Source organism: Microbacterium sp. USHLN186, assembly GCF_037145155.1.
Classification (GTDB): Bacteria; Actinomycetota; Actinomycetes; order Actinomycetales; family Microbacteriaceae; genus Microbacterium.
The window spans coordinates 1-19,801 of sequence record NZ_JBBCYA010000001.1; the positions used below are offsets into that span (position 1 = coordinate 1).

Annotated in this window: 21 protein-coding genes; 14 read left to right on the plus strand and 7 right to left on the minus strand. The window is 70.1% G+C overall.

Annotation, left to right across the window (positions count from 1 at the left end):
* Nucleotides 1-277 precede the first annotated feature (277 nt).
* Genes WFG93_RS00005 through WFG93_RS00015 form a run of 3 tightly spaced genes read left to right on the plus strand, consistent with a single transcriptional unit; the run spans nt 278 to nt 2,673 of the window.
* A complete protein-coding gene (locus WFG93_RS00005) occupies nt 278-625 on the plus strand; it encodes an ArsR/SmtB family transcription factor (RefSeq protein ID WP_336644262.1) in 348 nt (115 codons plus the stop codon).
* A 48-nt stretch (nt 626-673) separates the two neighbouring features.
* The gene (locus tag WFG93_RS00010; RefSeq protein ID WP_336644263.1) at nt 674-2,119 is read left to right on the plus strand and encodes a purine-cytosine permease family protein; all 1,446 of its coding nucleotides are present in this window, start codon (nt 674-676) and stop codon (nt 2,117-2,119) included.
* Nucleotides 2,116-2,673, plus strand: coding sequence for a cysteine hydrolase family protein (locus tag WFG93_RS00015; RefSeq protein ID WP_336644264.1), 558 nt, complete (start codon nt 2,116-2,118; stop codon nt 2,671-2,673). Before WFG93_RS00010 ends, WFG93_RS00015 begins: the two co-directional genes overlap by 4 nt.
* 38 nt (nt 2,674-2,711) lie before the next feature.
* Here WFG93_RS00015 and WFG93_RS00020 read toward each other — a convergent pair whose 3' ends face one another.
* Nucleotides 2,712-4,211 carry a glutamate-cysteine ligase family protein gene (locus tag WFG93_RS00020; protein ID WP_336644265.1) on the minus strand — a complete coding sequence of 500 codons (1,500 nt, stop codon included), beginning with the start codon at nt 4,209-4,211 and terminating at the stop codon, nt 2,712-2,714.
* Between the two features lie 88 nt (nt 4,212-4,299).
* On the opposite strand from WFG93_RS00020, the gene WFG93_RS00025 reads away from it, so the two are divergent.
* The 4 genes from WFG93_RS00025 to WFG93_RS00040 are packed head-to-tail and all read left to right on the plus strand — an operon-like array spanning nt 4,300 to nt 8,217.
* A complete protein-coding gene (locus WFG93_RS00025) occupies nt 4,300-5,154 on the plus strand; it encodes a tryptophan 2,3-dioxygenase (protein WP_336644266.1) in 855 nt (284 codons plus the stop codon).
* A complete protein-coding gene (locus WFG93_RS00030; RefSeq protein WP_336644267.1) occupies nt 5,155-6,180 on the plus strand; it encodes a hydrolase in 1,026 nt (341 codons plus the stop codon). It begins immediately after the preceding gene.
* A 1-nt stretch (nt 6,181) separates the two neighbouring features.
* Nucleotides 6,182-7,408 (plus strand): kynureninase, encoded by a 1,227-nt coding sequence (locus tag WFG93_RS00035; protein ID WP_336644268.1) that lies wholly within the window; start codon nt 6,182-6,184, stop codon nt 7,406-7,408.
* The gene (locus WFG93_RS00040; protein ID WP_336644269.1) at nt 7,405-8,217 is read left to right on the plus strand and encodes a PaaX family transcriptional regulator; all 813 of its coding nucleotides are present in this window, start codon (nt 7,405-7,407) and stop codon (nt 8,215-8,217) included. The genes WFG93_RS00035 and WFG93_RS00040 overlap by 4 nt, the downstream gene beginning before the upstream one ends.
* Nucleotides 8,218-8,259: 42 nt before the next feature.
* Here the strand turns inward: WFG93_RS00040 and WFG93_RS00045 are convergent, their stop codons facing one another.
* The 5 genes from WFG93_RS00045 to WFG93_RS00065 are packed head-to-tail and all read right to left on the minus strand — an operon-like array spanning nt 8,260 to nt 13,993.
* Entirely contained in the window at nt 8,260-9,384 is a 1,125-nt protein-coding gene (locus WFG93_RS00045; protein WP_336644270.1) for an enolase C-terminal domain-like protein, read from the minus strand.
* Nucleotides 9,381-11,231 (minus strand): thiamine pyrophosphate-requiring protein, encoded by a 1,851-nt coding sequence (locus tag WFG93_RS00050; RefSeq protein WP_336644271.1) that lies wholly within the window; start codon nt 11,229-11,231, stop codon nt 9,381-9,383. Before WFG93_RS00050 ends, WFG93_RS00045 begins: the two co-directional genes overlap by 4 nt.
* Nucleotides 11,232-11,248: 17 nt before the next feature.
* Nucleotides 11,249-12,877, minus strand: coding sequence for a GMC family oxidoreductase (locus tag WFG93_RS00055; protein WP_336644272.1), 1,629 nt, complete (start codon nt 12,875-12,877; stop codon nt 11,249-11,251).
* Nucleotides 12,870-13,511, minus strand: coding sequence for a gluconate 2-dehydrogenase subunit 3 family protein (locus WFG93_RS00060; RefSeq protein ID WP_336644273.1), 642 nt, complete (start codon nt 13,509-13,511; stop codon nt 12,870-12,872). Before WFG93_RS00060 ends, WFG93_RS00055 begins: the two co-directional genes overlap by 8 nt.
* Nucleotides 13,508-13,993, minus strand: coding sequence for a hypothetical protein (locus WFG93_RS00065; RefSeq protein ID WP_336644274.1), 486 nt, complete (start codon nt 13,991-13,993; stop codon nt 13,508-13,510). Before WFG93_RS00065 ends, WFG93_RS00060 begins: the two co-directional genes overlap by 4 nt.
* A 115-nt stretch (nt 13,994-14,108) precedes the next feature.
* On the opposite strand from WFG93_RS00065, the gene WFG93_RS00070 reads away from it, so the two are divergent.
* Together WFG93_RS00070 and WFG93_RS00075 are read left to right on the plus strand one after the other, a co-directional pair.
* A complete protein-coding gene (locus tag WFG93_RS00070; protein ID WP_336644275.1) occupies nt 14,109-14,753 on the plus strand; it encodes a DsbA family protein in 645 nt (214 codons plus the stop codon).
* 99 nt (nt 14,754-14,852) lie between these two features.
* Nucleotides 14,853-15,197 (plus strand): hypothetical protein, encoded by a 345-nt coding sequence (locus tag WFG93_RS00075; RefSeq protein WP_336644276.1) that lies wholly within the window; start codon nt 14,853-14,855, stop codon nt 15,195-15,197.
* Between the two features lie 19 nt (nt 15,198-15,216).
* On the opposite strand, the gene WFG93_RS00080 is transcribed toward WFG93_RS00075, so the two are convergent.
* Complete coding sequence (locus tag WFG93_RS00080; protein WP_336644277.1) at nt 15,217-15,618, minus strand: hypothetical protein; 402 nt, start codon at nt 15,616-15,618, stop codon at nt 15,217-15,219.
* A gap of 72 nt (nt 15,619-15,690) precedes the next feature.
* Here WFG93_RS00080 and WFG93_RS00085 point away from each other — a divergent pair, with 72 nt between their 5' ends.
* From WFG93_RS00085 to WFG93_RS00105, 5 genes are all read left to right on the plus strand, one after another.
* Complete coding sequence (locus tag WFG93_RS00085; RefSeq protein WP_336644278.1) at nt 15,691-17,049, plus strand: MFS transporter; 1,359 nt, start codon at nt 15,691-15,693, stop codon at nt 17,047-17,049.
* An 80-nt stretch (nt 17,050-17,129) separates the two neighbouring features.
* On the plus strand, nt 17,130-17,504 hold the full coding sequence (locus tag WFG93_RS00090; protein WP_336644279.1) for a hypothetical protein: 375 nt from the start codon (nt 17,130-17,132) through the stop codon (nt 17,502-17,504).
* Nucleotides 17,505-17,514: 10 nt separating this feature from the next.
* Nucleotides 17,515-18,306 carry a nitroreductase family protein gene (locus WFG93_RS00095; protein WP_336644280.1) on the plus strand — a complete coding sequence of 264 codons (792 nt, stop codon included), beginning with the start codon at nt 17,515-17,517 and terminating at the stop codon, nt 18,304-18,306.
* Nucleotides 18,307-18,311: 5 nt separating this feature from the next.
* On the plus strand, nt 18,312-19,157 hold the full coding sequence (locus tag WFG93_RS00100) for an endonuclease/exonuclease/phosphatase family protein (protein WP_336644281.1): 846 nt from the start codon (nt 18,312-18,314) through the stop codon (nt 19,155-19,157).
* A complete protein-coding gene (locus WFG93_RS00105) occupies nt 19,154-19,792 on the plus strand; it encodes a hypothetical protein (protein WP_336644282.1) in 639 nt (212 codons plus the stop codon). The genes WFG93_RS00100 and WFG93_RS00105 overlap by 4 nt, the downstream gene beginning before the upstream one ends.
* Nucleotides 19,793-19,801 lie beyond the last annotated feature (9 nt).

Consider the following 19,801-nt stretch of genomic DNA (forward strand, 5'->3'; position numbering starts at 1 on the left):
CTGGGGGCCGCCCCCCCGCGCCGCTCTTCGCCCCGCCCCGGCGCCCCCACACCACTCACCCCCTTGCCTTGTGTCGCCGGGGGGGGGCCGCCCCGGCCCGCCCCCCCCGCCACGGGCGCATCGAGGTCAGCAGCAGTCTGCGACGCACGTGCCGTCTTCGAGGATCTCGCAGCAGTCGTCCATGTCACACCCCCTTACATCGATGTCCATCTATATGATTCCCAGCCATCGTGGCGGATATATTGACGATCGTCAATACATCAGACAGAATCGAGATGTGCCTGTCTCAGAGCTCATCCCCCTGCGCGACCTGCGCTCCTGCTGCGCGCCGCTGACCCGGGCGCCGATCTCCGTTCAGAACGCGGAGTCACTGGCATCCTCCCTGAAGGCCCTCGCCGACCCGGCCAGACTCCGGCTGATCTCGATGATCTCGGCGCACGCCGACGGCGAAGCGTGCGTCTGCGACCTGACCGAGCCGCTCGGACTGAGCCAGCCCACGGTCTCGCACCATCTGCGAGTGCTGGTCTCGGCCGGTTTCCTCGAGCGTGAGAAGCGCGGGACTTGGGCGTACTTCCGCGTCGCCGACGGTGCGATCGCCGCCATCTCCGACCTGCTCGGGCGCTGACCGCGGGCCCTGCCCCCGAGACGACGGCTGCGGTGCCAGGATGAGGGCATGACCGACAGCACGTCGCCGGCACTCATCGAGCGCACCGGCATCGAGATCATTCCGGAGTCCGATCGCACCGCGCGACCGCGCGATCTGTTCTGGCCGTGGTTCGCCGCCAACGTGTCGGTGTTCGGCATGAGCTACGGCTCCTTCGTGCTGGGCTTCGGCATCTCGTTCTGGCAGGCGACGATCGTCTCGATCGTCGGCATCGTCGTGTCGTTCCTGCTGTGCGGGCTCATCGCGATCGCCGGCAAGCGCGGATCGACGCCGACCATGGTCCTCTCGCGCGCCGCCTTCGGCGTGCACGGGCAGAAGGTGCCCGGCATCGTATCGTGGCTCACCTCGATCGGATGGGAGACCTTCCTCGCCATCATGGCCGTGCTCGCGACGGCCACGGTGATCACGCAGCTCGGCGGCGACGGCGACAACGTCGCGTTGAAGATCATCGCGACCGTGATCGTCGCCGCGCTCATCGTGACCGCCTCGGTGCTCGGGTACCACACGATCATGAAGCTGCAGTCGGTGCTCACCTGGCTCACCGGCGTCGTGACCATCCTCTACATCGTGCTCGCCGCCGGCAGGATCGATCTCGGGGCGGTGCTCGCCAGGCCCGACGGCAGCATCGGGCAGGTCATCGGCGCGCTGGTCATGGTGATGACCGGTTTCGGGCTGGGCTGGATCAACATCGCCGCCGACTGGTCGCGGTATCAGAAGCGCACCGCTTCCGATGGCGCGATCGTGTTCTGGAACACCTTCGGTGGAGCGATCGCCCCCGTCATCCTCGTGGTCTTCGGTGTGCTGCTCGCCGGCTCCGACGAGAAGCTCTTGGATGCCGTCGGCGCCGACCCGATCGGCGCACTGGCCGTGATCCTGCCGATCTGGGTGCTCGTCCCCTTCCTGCTCACCGCGGTGCTCGCGCTCGTGTCCGGGGCCGTGCTCGGCATCTACTCCTCCGGCCTGACGCTGCTCAGCCTCGGCATCCGCATCCCCCGGCCGGCCGCGGCAGGAATCGACGGACTCATCCTCACCATCGTCACGATCCTCGTCGTGTTCGGCGACCAGGGCTTCCTCGGCCCGTTCCAGTCGTTCCTCATCACGCTCGGCGTGCCGCTCGCGTCGTGGGCCGGTATCCTCATCGCCGACATCCTGCGCCGCCGCTGCGACTACGACGAGGCGGCGCTGTTCGACGCGAACGGCCGTTACGGAGCGTGGGACTGGACCTCGATCGGCACCATGATCGTGACGTCGATCATCGGCTGGGGCCTGGTCGTCAACCTGTTCGCGGAAGACGCAGCCTGGAACAACTGGCAGGGCTACCTTCTGCCGCTCATCGGCGGCAAGGACGGCGAGTGGGCCTACGCGAACCTCGGCGTGTTCATCGCGCTGGTGCTCTCGTTCGTCGTCACCTGGTTCGCCCGCGCGAGCCGGATCCGTCGCCAGGAGCAGGCGTGACAGAGGGCGGGACCGCGGACGCCTGGCTGGTCGTCATAGATCCGCAGAACATCTTCGCCTCGCCCGACTCCGAGTGGGGATCGCCGTTCTTCGGGTCCGCGATGCAGAACATCGCGCAGCTGGCCGACCGGTTCGGCGAGCGCGTGCTGATGACACGGTGGATGCCGACCGCCGACCGCTCCACCTCGTGGGGCGCCTACTTCGCCACGTGGCCGTTCGCCGACCAGCCGGCGACCGACGAGCTGTTCGACCTCGTGCCGGCGGCGGCCGCGCTCTCACCGCATCCCACCCTCGACCTGCCCACCTTCGGCAAGTGGGGTGCGCAGCTCGAGGACATCGTCGGTCGCGGCGCGCACGTCGTGCTCGCCGGGGTGTCGACGGATTGCTGCGTGCTGTCGACCGCGCTGGCGGGGGCGGATGCCGGCGCGCACCTCACCGTCGCGACCGACGCCTGCGCCGGGTCGACGGCGGAGAACCACGCCGCCGCGCTGCACGTGATGAGCCTGTATCCCCCGCAGATCACGCTGGCCAGGACCGCCGAGATCCTGGCCTAGCCGCCGTCACTTTGGCAAAGGGGTGGGGCAGAGCGGGTTCAGGGGGTCCAGGTGTGCACGGGATCGCCCGAGTGCATCCGCTCGAGGTAGTCGTCGAGCATGCCCCGCAGCGCCTGCGGACGCGACTCGCCTGCCCTCTCCCTGGCGGCGACGTTCGCGCGCTGCCAGGTGGCGCCGTTGCGTCCGGTGATGCACCGCTGCTCGATGATGCCCAGGTAGCGGTCACGCGCCTCCGCCGAGACGCCGTGGGCGTCCAGGCCCTCTGCTGCCAGAGGCAGGAGCCGACGCAGCACGAGCTCGCGCGGACCGACCCAGCCGAGCTCGGGCCAGTACAGGCTGGACTCGATGCCCTCTCGCGCGGCCGCACGCAGGTTCTCATCCGCCGCGTCGAAGGTCATCTGCGACCACAGCGGGCGCTCGGCGTGCGCGAGCGACTGCAGCAGGCCGTAGTAGAAGGCGGTGTCCGCCAGAGCATCGGCCATCGACGGGGCCGCCGGCAGCACCCGGTTCTCGAGCCGGAGGTGGCATCCGCCGTCCTGCGTATCGTAGATCGGACGGTTCCAGCGGTACACGGTGCCGTTGTGCATGCGCAGCTCGCTGAGATCCGGCGCGGTGCCCGCCTGCATCGTGGCCAGCGGGTCCTGGTCGGAGCACTCCGGCAGCAGCGCCGGAAAGTAACGGGAGTTCTCTTCGAAGAGATCGAAGATCGAGGTGATCCAGCGCTCGCCGAACCACACCCGCGGGCGCACCCCCTGATTCTTCAGCTCGTGCGAGCGCGTATCGGTGGCCTGCTCGAACATCGGAATCCGCGTCTCGTGCCACAGCGCGCGCCCCGCGAAGAAGGGCGAGTTCGCCGCAAGGGCGACCTGCACGCCGGCGATGGCCTGCGCGGCGTTCCAATGGGCGGCGAACTCCTCGGGCTTCACCTGCAGGTGAAGCTGCATCGACGTGCACGCGGCCTCGGGCAGGATCGTGTCGCAGACGATGTCGAGATCCTCTGCCTCGGCGGCGTCATCGAGGGCCACCCCGTCCAGACGCAGCTCGATGTCCTCGCCGCGCGCGGCGAGGATCTGCTGCCCGAGCATCTTGTACCGGGGCTCGCGCGACAGCCAGCGCTCGGTGAAGTGGGTCTCGTCGAGAGTGGGCAGCATGCCCACCATCGCCAGGTCGCTGCCGGCGCTGTGTGCCCGCTCGTCGGCAGCGGCGAAGGCTGAGCGCAGCACGCGCTCAAGCTCGGCGAGGCTGTCGCCGGCGAGCGGGCGCGGGGCGACGTTGATCTCGACGTTGAAGCGACCCAGCTCGGTCTGGAACGCGGGGTTCGCGATGGCGTCGAGCACCTGCTCGTTGGTCATCGCCGGATTTCGTTCGCCGTCGACGAGATTCAGCTCGATCTCCATGCCCAGCTGCGGCTGCGAGGCCTCTTCGAACCAGCCGTCGCCCAGCATCGTCTCCAGCGCCGCGAGCCCGCGCTGCACCTGTTCACGGAACCGCGCCCGATCCTGTCGAGTGAAACGCCGTGCGCTGATGCTGTCTCCCATGGCGCGAGAATATCGGGTCACCCTGCACGGAACTGCATTCGCATCTCACGGTTGTGACGACCGCCACGTAAGTGATACGTTCGGCGGCATGGCCGACGGCGAGAATCAGCGCGCGCTCGAAGAGGGCATCGTCACCGATCTGAAGGACCGGATGACCTACGGGCTCTACCTCGACCTGGATCGTCTGCTCGGCGCCCAGCACCCGGTGTCGCGTCCCGAGCATCACGACGAGATGCTGTTCATCATCCAGCACCAGACCACCGAGCTGTGGCTCAAGCTCGTGCAACACGAGCTGGGCACCGCGCGCGACCGCCTCGCCGGCGACGACCTGCGCGCGGCCCTCAAGCACATCGCGCGGGTCAAGCACATTCAGGAGGTGCTGACCCAGCAGTGGTCGGTGCTGGCCACCCTCACCCCCACCGAGTACGCCGAGTTCCGCGGCGACCTCGGCAGCTCCTCGGGCTTCCAGTCGGTGCAGTACCGGTGCGTGGAGTTCGCGCTCGGCAACAAGAACGAGCGGATGCTGAGCGTGTTCAACGATCACCCGGAGAACCTCGCCATGCTCACCGCGGAGTGGGAGCGACCCACCGTGTACGACGAGTTCCTGCGCTACGCCGCCCGCCGTGGACTGCCCATCCCGCAGCAGATCCTCGACCGCGACGTGCGCGAGCCGTACCGCGAGCACCCCGAGCTCGTCCCCGCCATCCGCGAGATCTACGAGCACCCGCACGAGCACTGGGACCTGTACGAGGCGTGCGAGGAGCTCGTCGACGTCGAGGACAACTTCCAGTTCTGGCGCTTCCGGCATCTGCGCACGGTCACACGTACGATCGGCATGAACGTCGGCACCGGTGGCTCCAGCGGAGTGAGCTTCCTGCAGCGCGCGCTGGATCTGACCTTCTTCCCCGAGCTGTACAGCGTGCGCACCGAGATCGGACGCTGAGTGCGGGCGGCGCACTTCTTCGACGGCTCGGCCGTGCGCCCGGGTGTGCTGCAGGTGCGCGACGGCCGCGTCATCCTGCGGGAAGGGCAGGCGCCGCACGGCGCTGCGGTTCTCGACGGGGTGGTCACCGGGCTGTTCACCGACCACCATGTGCACCTGCAGCTCGTCGACCACCACCGGCTGAGCCGCTCCCGGCTCGGCCGGGTGATCGATCTGGGTGCGGATCCGGAGTGGGCGCGCGAGATCGCGGCGCAGAACTCCGGAGAACCGGGCGCTGACGACGGGGAAACGGCGGATCTCGGCCCCGACGGTGCCGTCTCTGCGGAGTTCTGGCCCACGGTTGAGTACGCCGGCCCGTTCCTCACCGCACCGGGCGGGTATCCCTCGGATCGCGCCTGGGCTCCGGCGGGTGCGGTGCGCGAGATTCCGGATCCCGTGCATGCGGCCGCCGTCGTCGACGAGCTCGCCGCCCTCGGGGTCTCGCTGATCAAGGTCGTCGCGCACAGCGAGGCCGGCCCGCTGCTCGACGACGACGCGTTCCGCGCGGTGGTCCGCCGCGCGGCCGCGCACCGCCTTCCCGTCGTCGCGCATGCGGAGGGCCAGGGTCAGGCGCAGCGCGCCTTGCGCCTGGGGGTGACGCGCCTCGCGCACGCGCCGTTCAGCGAGCGGCTCTCCGACGCGGAGGTGGCTGCGCAGGCGGCGTCCGCGTCGTGGATCTCCACACTGGCGATCCACGACAGCGCGGTGCGGGCGATCGCCGTCGACAACGTGCGGCGCTTCGTCGCCGCCGGCGGCGAGGTGCTCTACGGCACTGACATGGGCAACGGCGAGATGCCCGTCGACCTGCACGCGGCCGAGATCGACGCCCTGCGCGCCGCCGGCATCGACGGGCTCGACCTGCTGGCCGCCCTCTCCCCCGCCGACCCGCTCGCGGCAGGCCCCCTTCTGCTGCTGCCCGACGGCGACCCGAACCGGGCCCATCGACTCTCTCCCGCCGACATCGACGCCGACATCCTGGAGCCGTGACATGACCGACATCACCGCCGACCTGCTCGCCGAAGCCCGCAAGCTCGACCAGGCCGATCCGCTCGCCCACCATCTCGCCGAGTTCGCAGACGCCCCCGGCGTGGTGGCCTACCTCGACGGCAACTCGCTGGGCCGCCCGCTGCGCGATCTGCCCGAGAAGGTCGCTGCCTTCGTGCGCGACGACTGGGGCACCCGGCTGATCCGCTCGTGGGACGAGCAGTGGATGCAGCTGCCCATGCAGCTGGGCGACCGGATCGGCTCGCTCACCTTGGGCGCCGCGGAGGGGCAGACCGTGGTCGCGGACTCCACCAGCGTGCTGCTGTACAAGCTCATGCGCGCCGCGGTGGCCGCGCAGCCCGGCCGGACCGAGATCGTCATGGAAGCCGGCAATTTCCCCACCGACCGCTTCATCGTCGCGGGCGTCGCCGACGAGACCGGCACGACCGTGCGCTGGGTGGAGCCCGACCCGGTCACCGGGCTCACGCCCGAGCAGGTGGCATCCGTCGTCTCCGAGCGCACCGCCCTGGTCGTGCTCAGCCACGTCGACTACCGCTCCGGCGCTCTGGCCGACATGCCGCGCATCACCCGCGTGGCCAAGGACGCCGGTGCGCTGATGCTCTGGGACCTCTGCCACTCCGCGGGAGTCGTGCCCATGAAGCTCGACGAGTGGGGCGTCGACATGGCGGTCGGCTGCACCTACAAGTACCTGAACGGGGGTCCCGGCTCGCCCGCCTTCGCCTACCTCGCCGCCGCGCATCACGGCTGGCTGACCCAGCCGATCCACGGATGGTGGAGTGCGGCAGACATCTTCGCCATGGGCCCGCAGTACACCCCGGCGCCCGGCATCCGCCAGCTGCTCAGCGGCACCCCTCCGGTGCTGTCGATGCTCGCCATGCAGGGCATGCTCGATCTCATCGAGGCGGGGGGCGTCGACGCGGTGCGGGCGAAGTCGATCACGCTCACCGAGTTCGCCATCCGCGCGTACGACGCCGTGCTCGCGCCGCTCGGCGTGCGGATGCTGTCGCCGCGCGAGGCCTCGCGACGCGGCGGGCACGTCACGATCGGACACGATTCGTTCCAGGAGGTCACACAGCAGCTGTGGACGGATGGGATCATTCCGGACTTCCGCTTCCCGGACGGCATCCGCCTGGGACTGTCGCCGCTGAGCACCTCGCACGAGGAGACCCTGCGCGGCATCCTCGCCGTGCGCGACGCGCTGCAGTCATGACCACCGCCCCGCCCGATGTCGTGCTCGACGACATCGAGGCGCGTCCGGGCAGCACCACCTCCCTGCTGCGCACCCTGATCGGGCTGTATCTGCGCCCGCTCGGGGGGCGGATCTCCTCGGCGGCGCTGGTGCGGCTGGCCGGCGATCTCGGCATCCCGGCCGCCCGGGCGCGCACCGCGATCACCCGCCTCAAAAAGCGCGGCCTGCTGCTCGCCGCTCCGGATGCCGGGTACGCGCTCAACCCGGCTGCCGTGCCGATGCTCGAGCGCGGCGACCGGCGCATCTTCCAGGTGCGCGCCATGCGCCCCCACGACGAGTGGCTGCTGGTGTCGGCGACGATCCCCGAGACCCGCCGCGATGTGCGGCATCAGCTGCGCCGCCGCCTGCAGTTCATCGGCGCGGGTGCGGTGTCGGCCGGGCTGTGGATCCTGCCCGGCCACCTCGCCGACGAGGTCGAGCAGCTGCTCGCCGAGCTGGAGGCCCGCTGCTACGCCACCCTGTTCCACACGCGCGACCCGGCGCCGGCCGAGCCGCTGCCGGACGCGGTGGCCCGGTGGTGGGATCTCGACGCGCTGCGCGCCGAGCACGACCGCTTCCTGACGTCTCTCGACCACCTCGACCCGGCGGAGCCGTTCGCCGCCTACGTGCGCCTGATCGACAGCTGGCGCGTGCTCCCCTACCTCGACCCCGGCCTGCCCGCGGCGCTGCTGCCGGCCGACTGGCCCGGCGAGCGCAGCGTGGCGGAGTTTCAGCGCCTGTCCGAACTCCTGGCGGCTTCGGCCGCCGCGCACGTGCGACGCGTGGTGTGACCGGCGCGCCCATTCGCCCCCATTGCGGCAGGCGGACCGACCTCACGACACGCGGAAGAGATCCGCATCGGCAGTGCGCAGGGTCAGTCCGTTGCCGGGTGCCGACGAATCCGGCGTGATCGTGCCGCCCTGCGGGTCGAGGGTCCCCTCGAAGAGCATCCCCTCGATGCGCACGTGGTCGTGGAACCACTCCAGATGGCGCAGGTTCGGTGTCGCGGCGGCGACGTGGGCGTGCAGGTGCGGTGCGCAGTGACCGGAAACCTCCAGCCCGAAGGATGCCGCGACCGCGGCCGACCGCAGCCACTCGGTGATCCCTCCGCAGCGGGTCGCGTCGATCTGCAGGCAGTCCACCGCCTGCGCCTGGCACATCCGCCGGAAGTAGTACGTGTCGAAGCCGTACTCTCCCGCCGCGACATCCGCTCGCACCGCGTCGCGCACCTCGCGCAGCCCGTCCAGGTCGTCGGATGAGACCGGCTCCTCGAACCAGTGCACATCCAGATCTGCCGCGTCGGCCATGACCCGGATCGCCTGCTTGCGGGTGTAGCCGCCGTTGGCATCCACGAACAGCTCCGTCCCCGCCCCGATCACCTCCCGCGCCTGACCCATCCGGCGCAGATCGCGCTGCGGGTCACGACCCCAGGACTCCCCGATCTTGATCTTCACCCGCGGGATGCCCTGCTCGATCGCCCAGTGCCCCAGCTGCTCGCGCAGCTGGGTCTCGGAGTACGTGGTGAACCCGCCGCTGCCGTACACCAGCACCTCGTCGCGCACGGCGCCCAGCAGCCGGTGCAGCGGCAGCTCGAGCAGACGCGCCTTCAGGTCCCACAGCGCGACGTCCACCGCGGAGACGGCGTAGCCGACCGCCCCCTGACGGCCGCTGTTGCGCACCGCCGTGATCATGTCCTGCCAGCGGCCGGGCACATCCAGCGCGCTCTCGCCGCGCACCACGGGAGCCAGCACCTCCGCGACGATCTGCCCGCAGGCGGCCGTGCCGTACGTCCAGCCCAGCCCAGTCCGGTCCCCGGCACCGACCTGCACGATGATCATCGTGGTGGAGTCCCACGCGATCGTCCCGTCCGCCTCCGGGGCGTCGGTGGGGATGGTGTAGACGCCGACGTCGACGCGGTCGATGACCACATCGGCAGGCGCAATCCGCCCGGCGTTCACGACGACGACTTCTCACCGTCGCCCGGGTCGGAGCGGCCGAGGTGCAGCGTGTTCTTCACCCGCTGCACCCCTTCAGTCACCAGCGCCTTCGCCGAGTCCTTGATCACGGCGGGGGCGTACGGGTCGCCCTTCAGCAGCGCCTCTCCGGTGTTCTTCGCGAACTCGAACGTGATGTGCGGCGGCAGGGGCGGGACGTTCTTGCTGGTGTGCGCGTCGATCAGCGTCACGCCGTCGTGCGCCAGCGCGATCTCCCACGCCGCCTCGACCTCGCTGTCCTTGGTCACCCGGATGCCCTTGAAGCCGAGCAGCTCGGCCCAGCCCGCGTAGTCGACCGACTCCACCCGCTGCGACGTCTCCCACACCGGGTTGGCGTCCTCGGTGCGCATCTCCCACGACACCTGGGTGAGGTCGTCGTTGTGCAGCACCATGACGATGAAGCGCTTGTCGGTCCAGCGCTCGAGGTACTTCTTCACGGTGATCAGCTCGTTCATGCCGAGCATCTGGAACGCCCCGTCGCCGATCGTGCAGATCACCGTGCGATCCGAGTACGCGAATTTCGCGGCGACCGCGTACGGCATGGCGGCGAGCATCGTCGCCAGACGGCCGGACAGGTCGCCGCGCATGCCGCGCCGGAGCCGGATGTGGTGTCCGTACCAGTCGGCGGTGGATCCGGCATCCGTCGTGACGATCGCCCCCTCCGGTAGCCGCTCGTTCAGCGCGTGGAACACCCGGCGCGGATTCACCCCGTCGTCGTACTCGGTCATCGCCTGCGCGTGCATCTCGCGCTCCCAGTCGACCATCTCCGCTGCGATCTTCTGCTGCCAGGAGGTGTCGGTGCGCTCCTCGAGCATCGGGATCAGGGCGGTCAGCGTCGCCTTCACGTCACCCCACAGGTTCACCTCGGTCGGATAACGCAGACCCATGTGCTCAGGTTTGAGGTCCACCTGCACCGCCCGAGCACTGCCGGTCTCGGGCAGGAACTGTCCGTACGGGTAGTTCGTGCCGAGCATGACCAGGGTGTCGCAGTCGTTCATCTGATGCAGGCTCGGCAGCGACCCCAGCAGGCCCACCTGCTGGGTGTGATGCGGGACGTCACCGGGCACGACCTGCTTGCCGCGCAGCGCGGTGATGATGCCGGCTCCGCAGCGCCGTGCGGCTTCGAGCACCTCATCGGTGGCGCCGTCGGCGCCCGCGCCGACGAGGAAGGTCACCCGCTCGCCGGCGTTGATCACGGCGGCCGCCTTCGCCACGGCATCCGCGGGTGGCACGATCGCCATCTGCGGTGCGACCGCGCTGGAGCGTGACACCCAGTTCTCGCGTTGCGGCTTCACCATCTTCATGCCCTGCACGTCGTGCGGCAGGATCACCACCGTGGGGGTGCGATCGACGATGGCGACGCGGAAGGCGGTGTCGACGACGGCCTGCGCCTGCTCGGGCGAGACGATTGTCTGCACGTAGCCGGCGACGTCGGCGAAGGTCAGCTCGAGCTTGCTCTGCTGCTGATTGAAGGTGCCCAGCGCATTCAGGCCCTGCTGCCCGACGAAGGCGACCACGGGCTGGTTGTCCATCTTCGCGTCGTACAGGCCGTTGAGCATGTGGAACGCCCCTGGGCTCGAGGTGGCCATGCACACGCCCACCTCGCCGGTGAACTTGGCGTGCGCGGTGGCCATCAGAGCGCAGATCTCCTCGTGGGTGGGACGGATGTACTCCAGGCCGTCCTCGCCGCGTTCGGCGCGGCCGAGTGCACCGTCGAAGTCCCCGATGCCGTCGCCGGGGAAGCCGAAGACGCGGCGCACTCCCCACTCGCGGATGCGCTGGATGACGAAGTCGCTCACGGTGGATGCCATGGTGTGCTCCTCTGGCTCTAGTTCTTGCTGCGGATCAGCCGGTCCGCTGCGCGCGCGGCGACCGACATGATGGTCAGCGCCGGGTTGGCGCTGCCCTGGGTGGGCAGGACGCTGCCGTCGGTTATCAGGAGGTTCGGCACCGCGAAGGCGCGACAGTCCGCGTCGACCACCCCCTGGGTCTCGTCGGCGCCCATCCGGGCGCCCCCGACGAGGTGGGCGAAGCGCTGGATGGTGATCACCTCCTCCGCGCCGGCGGCCCGGAGGATGTCCTCCATCACGTGCTGAGCGGCGTCCAGCAGCATCCGGTCGTTCTCGCATTGCGAGTACGCGAAGTGCGCGACGGGCAGACCGTAGCGATCCTTCTCGTCGGCGAGGGTCACCCGGTTGCCGGCCTGCGGCAGGAACTCGCACAGCGCGCCGAAGCACGCCCAGTGCGGGTAGTCGGTCATGTAGTCGCGCATCCGCCGGCCCCACCGTCCGCCGGCCGAGACGTGCTCGGCCCAGGTGATCGGCAGCGGCGAGACGGTCTGCACCGAGAAGCCGCGCTTGTAGGGCTTGCCGGGATCGGTCTCGTAGAACTGCTCGGTGCTCACCTCGGGCGGCGGCGCCTTCCACATGCGGATCTCGGCCTCGAAGCGGCCGGCGGTCTGCGGCGCGCCCTGCACCATGAGGTAGCGCCCGACGAGATCGTGGTCGTTGCACAGGCCGTCCGGGAAGCGCGCGGAGGTGGAGTTCAGCAGCAGCCGCGGCGTCTCGATCGAGTAGCCCGCGATCGCGACCATCCGCGCGCGCTGGAAGCGCGCCACGCCGTTCCTCAGATAGTGCACGCCGGTTGCTCTGCCGGTTCGCTGGTCGATCTCGACGGAGGTCACCATGCTCTCGGCGCGCACCTCCGCACCGTGCGCGAGCGCGTCGGGCAGGTGCGTGATCAGCGGCGACGCCTTCGCGTTGACCTTGCAGCCCTGCAGGCAGAAGCCGCGGTAGATGCAGTGCGGGCGGTGTCCGAACCTGCCGTTCGCGATCGCCACCGGCCCGACGCGGGCGGGGATGCCGAGGGCCAGCGCTCCGCGCTGGAAGACCTCGCCGTTGCCCGAGACGGGGTGCGGCCGATGCGGGTAGTCGTGCGGGTCGCCCCATGGCCAGTGCTCCCCCGCCACCGGCAGCTCCTGCTCGATGTCCTCGTAGTAGGGTCGCAGGTCCTCGTAGGCCATCGGCCAGTCCGCGCCCACCCCGTCCTGGGTCCGCGTGCGGAAGTCGCTTGGGTGGAAGCGCGGGACATAGCCGGCGTAGTGGATCATCGACCCACCGACGCCGCGACCGGAGTTGTTCGACCCGAGCGGCACCGGGTCGGCGCCGCCGATCTGGCGGGGCTCGTTCCAGTACAGGTGATGCGAGCCCGCCTCATCGCTGACCCAGTCGGCCTCGGGGTCCCAGAACGGCCCGGCCTCGAACGCGACGGCCTTCCACCCGGCACGCGCGACGCGCTGCAGCAGGGTCGACCCGCCCGCGCCGCAGCCGACGATCGCCACGTCCACCTCGTCGTCGTCGGCGAAGCGCCGCATGTCCTGGATCAGCTGCGGCTCGATCGCCGAGCCGTCCGGGCGCAGCAGCCAGGCGGACTCGTTGCGTTCACGCAGATCACTCATCGTGCTTCTCGCGCAGGGGGTCGGCTTGCGGCCGCACGTCGCGGACCTCGAACGGCTCAAGACGGTCGATGCCGATGTTCTTGTAGCCGCGGGGGTAGGCGGGGCCGGCGAATCCGATCTCGTCCCAGGCGGAGGGATGCGAGTAGAAGGCCGTGCAGGCGTACCGGTTCCACAGGTTCCACACCAGCGCGCGGGGCATCCCGCGCCAGAAGTCGGCGTCGGAGTCGTGGATCTGCGCGAGCATGTCGTTCTGCTCGTTCCAGCGGCATTCGGCGAAGGGCCGCCCGCAGCGCTCGCGAGCCTCGTCATCGAGCAGGGCGAGAGTCTGCCGCCAGGCCTGGTCGTCGGGCGGCATCGAGTCGTGGTGCCAGCCGTCGAACTGGCCCTCGGCGAGACGTACATCGACCATGCGCGTGATCGGCACCTTCGGCTCTGCGCGCTGGTCGAGCAGCTGATCGAACAGCGCGGTCGCGGCGGCCTCCTCGGCGACGGTGAAGAAGCGGATCTGTGGCAGGGTGCCGACCCTGCTCTCCACGACGGCGCGGGTCGCGTCGTCCCAGTGCCGCCGCTGCGAGAGCACGTGGAAGCCGGGATAGCGGTCGCCGCTTTCCATCGGGAGCGGACGGTCGGTCATTCTTCCCGCCTGAGGATCGCGGCGAGCACGCCCATGCCGCCGACGAGTGTGACCAGCAGCGGCGCGAGCAGCGGTGGCCCCATCTCGAGGTTGTAGCGCAGGTTGCCGAGCCCGCCCGGCTTCTGGCGCACACCGCGCAGATGCAGGTAGACGCCCTGGATCCCGTTGGCGATGATCGTCGCGGATGCCACCGGCAGCAGCGTCTTCGCGGCGCGGCGGCTCGCCGCCCCGGCGACGCCGGCGATGGCGCCGACCGGCCCGAGCACGACCGGCGCCCACATCCAGCGGTTTCCGAAGCTCGCCTTGTCGTGCTCGAAGAAGATCTCGCCCGCGGTGACCACCGACCCGACGGCGGTCAGCACCGACAGCGACCGCTCGAACCGACCGGTTCTGACGTTGCGCACCATCCGGTCGATGCCGACCAGTCCAGCCGGTTCCGATCTTCTGCGAGAGGCGCGCCGAGCGCGGGTGACTGTGCGCATGCGGGCATCGTACGCCCGGTCCGCGCGGCCGCGGAGGGGGTTGACCTCGATCGGCGACGGCGGGATGCTTGGCGTCGCGGGCTCTGTCACGGATGTCAGCTGACAGGATCGTCGTATGAAGAACTCCGTCAAGGCCGTCATCCTCACCGGCGGTCTGGTGATGGTGCTGCTGGTCGGGCTGCTCGTGTACGCCGTGGCGCAGCGCGCCGAGAGCGAGAACGACCCGAAGCCGCAGGCGCTGCGAGCGGATTCCCATGTGCTCGACGACGCCGGACCCGACGCGGTGACGGTGGTCGAGTTCCTCGACTTCGAGTGCGGGGCGTGCGCGGCGCTGCAACCGACGATCGACGACCTGCGCGCGCGATACGACGGGGCGATCACCTTCGCGGTGCGCTACTTCCCGCTGTCCGGGCATGCCAACGCGATGGCGGCCGCACGCGCGGCGGAGGCGGCAGGTCAGCAGGGCGAGTTCGAGGCCATGTACGACCTTCTGTTGCAGACCCAGCCGCAGTGGGCGGGGGCCGCCGAGGCGACCCCGGAGGTGTTCCGCGCGCTCGCCGAGGAGCTCGGGCTCGACCTCGACGCGTACGACGCCGCGGTCGCCGACCCCGCGACCACCGAACGCGTGCGCCGGGATCGCTCGGAGGGCACCTTCCTGGGTGTGGAGAGCACCCCGACCTTCTTCGTCGACGGCCGCCGGATCGTCCTCACCGAGCCCGGCGACCTGGAACGCGCGATCGTGGAGGCCCAGACGCGCTGACCGCCGGAACGGGTCGTGTTTCTTCGCGTGTCGGCTCGTATCGACGACGGCCATGGTGCGTCGTACTCTCGGTGCATCCGATTCAGAAGGAGCACCGTCATGACCACGCCCCCACCCCGCCTGTCGCCCCTCGAGGTGCGCGAGGGTACGGCGTGCATGTGCGATCGTGGCGGAGCGTGCTCCTCCTACGCCCCGGGACATGCGCTGCATCTGATCCAGGCACGCATGGCCGCATCCACCCCGCTGAGCTGGCTGGATGCCGTGGTCGAGGACGCCGACCCGGGCTCGGGCATGCTGCACCTGCGCACGCTCGACGGCCACCTCATCGCGGTCTGGAACGCGGGCGGCGCGGCGCTCGAGGCGAGCGTCGGCGCCCCGGTGGCGTTGCACACCGCATACGACGTGCTCGATGTCGCAGGCGCGCGCTACAGCGTCGTGCGCTGACAGCGCCTGATCGGTTCGATCAGGACGCCATCTTCGTCATCGAATCGCGCATCGCCATGCAGGCGTCCATGCAGGCCTGACAGGCTTGAGCACACAGGCGGCAGACGTCGCTGTGCTCGGCGTGCGCCCGGCACTCGTCCATGCACATGCGACACATCGCGATGCATGCGTCGAGCATCGCCGTCATCGTATCGGCGGTCATGCCCTGCATCCGCAGCATCGAGCGCATCATCGTGCCGCACATGTCGGCGCAGTTCATGCACGAGACGCTGCAGTCCATCATCTGCGTCGCGCACACCGTGCAGGCCTGCTCGCAGGCGGCGCACGCGTCCATGCAGGCCTGCATCACCTGCATGTCCATCATCTGCATGCCCGCCGACTTCATCTCCGACGCCATGGCGTCCATCATCATCGCATCCATGTCAGGCAGGGTACGCCCGCGCGATCCCGGGGTCGAGGGCATGCGGTGCGGATGCCGGAGTAGGGTCGGTCCGTGCCCACGTTCACGTCCGTGCAGCGGCTCGTCGTCGCGGTCGCCGTGCTGGCGTCGTTCGTCACGTTCCTCGACGGCACGGTCGTCACGGTGGCGCTGCCGGCCATCAGCCGTGAGCTGGGCGGTGGCATCCTCACCCAGCAGTGGGTCGTCGACGCGTACCTCATCACACTCAGCGCACTGATCCTGCTCGCCGGCTCGCTCTCGGACGCCTACGGCCGGGTGCGGGTGATGCGCATCGGCCTGCTCGCCTTCGGTGCCGCGTCGGTCGCGGTCGCCGCCGCGGGTGACCCACTCGTGCTGATCATCGCGCGTGCCGCGCAGGGGGCCGCCGGCGCCCTGCTGGTGCCCAGCTCGCTGGCGCTGATCACTGCGACCATGCGCGGGGAGGTGCAGGCGCGAGCCATCGGGGTGTGGACCGCGTTCACCACCGGTGCGCAGCTGGTCGGGCCGCTGATGGGCGGAGTGTTCGTCGATCTGCTCTCGTGGCGGTTCGTATTCCTCATCAACGTGCTGCCGATCGCGGTGAACCTGATCCTGCTTGCGCGTCTGCGCCTGCCCGAGCCAGAGCGCGCCGTGCGCGTCGACTGGCTCAGCGGCGTCGTGTGCGCGCTGGGGCTGGGCGCAGTGGTGTTCGCGCTCATCGAGCAGGAACGGCTGGGCTGGTCCACTCCGGCGATCTGGATGCCGGCGGCCGCCGGCGTTCTGCTGCTCGCGCTCTTCCTGCGCCGCCAGGCACGCGCGCGCCATCCTCTGCTGCCGCTGGAGATGTTCGGGGTGCGCAACTTCGGCTGGGGCAACATCGCCACGCTGTTCATCTATGCCGCGCTCTCGCTGAACGGGTTCGTGATCGGTGTGTATCTGCAGCAGGGCGCGGGTCTGAGCGCGACCGCTGCGGGCCTGGCCAGCCTGCCGGTCACGGTGCTGATGATCCTGCTGTCGTCGCGTGCCGGGGCGTGGGCAGGGCGATTCGGACCGCGCCTGTTCATGACCGCCGGCCCGCTGGTCATGGCGGCAGGTGCGCTGCTGCTGCTCACCGTCGGCGGCGAATTCGACTACTGGTGGCAGGTGCTGCCGGCGATGCTCGTGCTGGGGCTCGGACTCGCCCTGACGGTCGCTCCGCTCACCTCGGCCATCCTCGGTGCGATCGACGAGCGCCGCAGCGGCATCGCCTCAGCCGTCAACAACGCCGTCTCACGTGTCGCCGGTCTGCTGGTGGTCGCGCTGCTGTCGACGATCGTGGGCGGAGCATTGGACCTGGACGGGTTCCACAGTGCCGCCGTCGTCACCGCCGCCCTGTTCGCCGCGGGCGGGGTGGTGTCATGGATCGGCATCCGCCGGCCACCACGAGAGAACTGAATCGGTCGGTGCACTGTCGGCACCGGCGCACCCGCGCAAGCCCCCTCGCTTCCGCCGCCGCGACGTGGTTCGCTGGTGCGATGACACGCAGACGCCGCCCGCACCGACACCGGCGCGCCGCGCCGGCTGCATCCACCGCCATCCGCATCGCGGCGGCCTGCTACGCGGCGAACTGCGCGCTGGGCATCGGCGTCGGCACCGGCGTGGTGCGCACCGGGAGGTTCCGCTGGGTGCATCACGCGCTGTACATCGCTACCGCCACGACGACGCTCATCGCCCTCGCGATCGCCGCCGCTGACCCGATGCAGCGTCAGCGATCGGCCGCACGCGCTCTGTCCCCCGTGCTCGTCCCGCTCGCTGTCATCCCGTATGCGGGCACGCGCACTCGCCGACATCCGATCATCGCGCTCAGCGCCGCACCCTGCTACCTCCTCGCCGTCCTCAGAACCCGCTGACTGGAGCACCATGGAATTCCTCGACGTCATCCGCCGCCGCAAGACGACCAACGGACCCTTCCTGCCCGACCCGGTATCGCAGGAGCACCAGCGGCTGCTGATGGAGGCGGCCGGGCGGGCGCCGTCGCAGCTGAACAGTCAGCCCTGGCGGTTCGTGGTGATCGAGGACCGCGGCACCATCGAGCGGATCGCGAAGATCTCGGGCGAGAGCATGACCGAGGTGATGTCGAACGGCACGTTCTTCGAGCGGTACAAGCCGTACTTCCGCTTCAGCGAGGCGGAGATGGAGCAGAAGCGCAGCGGCATGCTGTTCGACAAGCTGCCCGCGCTGCTGCGGCCCTTCACCAGTCAGGTGTTCACCTCCCGGGGCCAGAAGCTGATGAACTCCCTCGGCGTGCCCAAGACCCTCGGCGCCGAGAACGCGAAGCTCGTCGCGGGATCGCCGCTGCTGCTGGGCGTGATGCTCGATCGCAGCGAGTACCGGCCCGGCGAGCTGTCGTCGTTCTACTCCGTGTTCAGCATGGGCGCCGCGATGGAGAACGTGTGGCTGACGACGGTGGAGCTCGGCATGGGCATCCAGTTCATCTCCTTCCCGATGGAGGCCCCAGGGCGATGGGACGAGATCATCGAACTGCTGCACGTGCCAGACGACCTCGAGCTGATGGCCGTCTACCGCCTCGGGTACCTGCCCGCCGAGCAGCGCCGGCCGGCGATCGACTGGTCGAGCTCGCAGCGCAAGCTGCCGTCGCAGTACATCTTCCGCGAGACGTGCGAGACGCCGCAGCAGGGCTGGGACGGGTAGGACGGATGCCGGATGAGGCCCTGATCGGCGCCGCCCAGGCGCCCGACCTGCACGTGATGACCTTCAACGTCCGTCGCGCGGTGGAGGGCCGGTTGCGCCCCCGAGCGGATCGCTGGTCGACGCGCGCACCTGCCGTGCGGGCGCTGCTCGCCACGGAGCAGCCGACCCTGCTGGGGCTGCAGGAGGTGCGTCCGCGCGTGCTGCCGCTGCTGCGCGACGCGCTGGGCGACGGCTACCGGATGCTGGGCCGGGGACGCCGTGGCGACGGGGGCGGTGAGGGCACTCCGCTGTTCTTCGACGATCGGCGGCTGCAGCTGCGCGACGGCGGGCAGCGCGCCCTCTCCGATCGTCCGCAGCAGGCGGGGTCGACCGGCTGGGGCAATGTGCTGCCGCGCATCCTGGTCTGGGCGGAGTTCGCCGACCGCGACACCGGGCGGCGCTTCCTGGCCGTGAACACGCACTTCGATCACCTCTCCGCCGGCGCCCGGTGGCGATCGGCCGCCGCCGTCCGCGATCTCGTCGCCAGGCGCGGGCTGCCGGCGGTGGTGCTGGGCGATCTCAACGCCGGCGCTGATTCCGCTGCGCTGGCGCGGCTGACGGACGATCGGGCCGTCGGCGATCCGCTCACCGACGCCTGGCAGCAGGCCGCAGCGCGGCGCAGCCCGGCGTGGGGCACGTACGCCGGCTACCGCCCGCCGCGCGAAGGCGGGCGCCGTCTGGACTGGATCCTGGTCACGCCGTCGGTCGAGGTGTGCACCGCGGCGACGAACGCGCGGCGATATGCGGGACGATGGCCTTCTGACCACCTGCCGGTGCAGGCGGTGCTGCGCATCGGGAAGGAACACGAATGAAGGAAGACTTCCTGCGCCCGCCACGCACGGTGGTCGAGTGGACGGCGGACGCCCTGCGTCTGATCGGCGTGCTCGGGGTGGTCGCCGCTGCCGTGTGGCTGCAGGTGACGGATGCCGGCATCGCCGCGCTCGCCCTGCCGGCGCTGATGCTGCCGCGGATGCTGGGCATGCGCGCCGGGTTCGATGTGCTCTCGAGCGTGGTGGTGCTCGCCGCGACCTGGAGCAACGTCTTCGAGCTGTACACCGCGATCCGCTACTGGGACCTGCTCATGCACTTCGCCGGCGCGGGCGCGCTCGCCGTCATCGCTGCGCTGATCCTCGACCGGTGCCGGATCGCCGCGGTGACCGCGCCCGGCGTCCCCGCGCGCACGCCACTGGTGCTGCTGCCGCTCATCGCGCTCGCACTCAGCGCGGTGTGGGAGATGATCGAGTGGTTCGGCGCGGAATTCGTCAGCCCTGCCATCCACGTCGGCTACCGCGACACGATCGGCGACATGATGTTCGGCGGTCTGGGCGGGGTGGTCGCCGGGATCGTGCTCACGACGGTGTCCGTCGTGCGCAGAGCCGCGCCGGAGGACGCTGCGGCTGAAATCGCCCGGTCGGCTGCGGCCGTGCACTCGAGCACCGAGGGATGATACCCGCGA

Coding starts and splice junctions, on each gene's coding strand:
- WFG93_RS00070 (WP_336644275.1), top strand. CDS start 14,109: ATGAAGAACTCCGTCAAGGCCGTCATCCTCACCGGCGGTCTGGTGATG.
- WFG93_RS00055 (WP_336644272.1), bottom strand. CDS start 12,877: ATGAGTGATCTGCGTGAACGCAACGAGTCCGCCTGGCTGCTGCGCCCG.
- WFG93_RS00095 (WP_336644280.1), top strand. CDS start 17,515: ATGGAATTCCTCGACGTCATCCGCCGCCGCAAGACGACCAACGGACCC.
- WFG93_RS00035 (WP_336644268.1), top strand. CDS start 6,182: ATGACCGACATCACCGCCGACCTGCTCGCCGAAGCCCGCAAGCTCGAC.
- WFG93_RS00020 (WP_336644265.1), bottom strand. CDS start 4,211: ATGGGAGACAGCATCAGCGCACGGCGTTTCACTCGACAGGATCGGGCG.
- WFG93_RS00050 (WP_336644271.1), bottom strand. CDS start 11,231: ATGGCATCCACCGTGAGCGACTTCGTCATCCAGCGCATCCGCGAGTGG.
- WFG93_RS00090 (WP_336644279.1), top strand. CDS start 17,130: ATGACACGCAGACGCCGCCCGCACCGACACCGGCGCGCCGCGCCGGCT.
- WFG93_RS00060 (WP_336644273.1), bottom strand. CDS start 13,511: ATGACCGACCGTCCGCTCCCGATGGAAAGCGGCGACCGCTATCCCGGC.
- WFG93_RS00100 (WP_336644281.1), top strand. CDS start 18,312: ATGCCGGATGAGGCCCTGATCGGCGCCGCCCAGGCGCCCGACCTGCAC.
- WFG93_RS00105 (WP_336644282.1), top strand. CDS start 19,154: ATGAAGGAAGACTTCCTGCGCCCGCCACGCACGGTGGTCGAGTGGACG.
- WFG93_RS00080 (WP_336644277.1), bottom strand. CDS start 15,618: ATGGATGCGATGATGATGGACGCCATGGCGTCGGAGATGAAGTCGGCG.
- WFG93_RS00065 (WP_336644274.1), bottom strand. CDS start 13,993: ATGCGCACAGTCACCCGCGCTCGGCGCGCCTCTCGCAGAAGATCGGAA.
- WFG93_RS00010 (WP_336644263.1), top strand. CDS start 674: ATGACCGACAGCACGTCGCCGGCACTCATCGAGCGCACCGGCATCGAG.
- WFG93_RS00025 (WP_336644266.1), top strand. CDS start 4,300: ATGGCCGACGGCGAGAATCAGCGCGCGCTCGAAGAGGGCATCGTCACC.
- WFG93_RS00075 (WP_336644276.1), top strand. CDS start 14,853: ATGACCACGCCCCCACCCCGCCTGTCGCCCCTCGAGGTGCGCGAGGGT.
- WFG93_RS00040 (WP_336644269.1), top strand. CDS start 7,405: ATGACCACCGCCCCGCCCGATGTCGTGCTCGACGACATCGAGGCGCGT.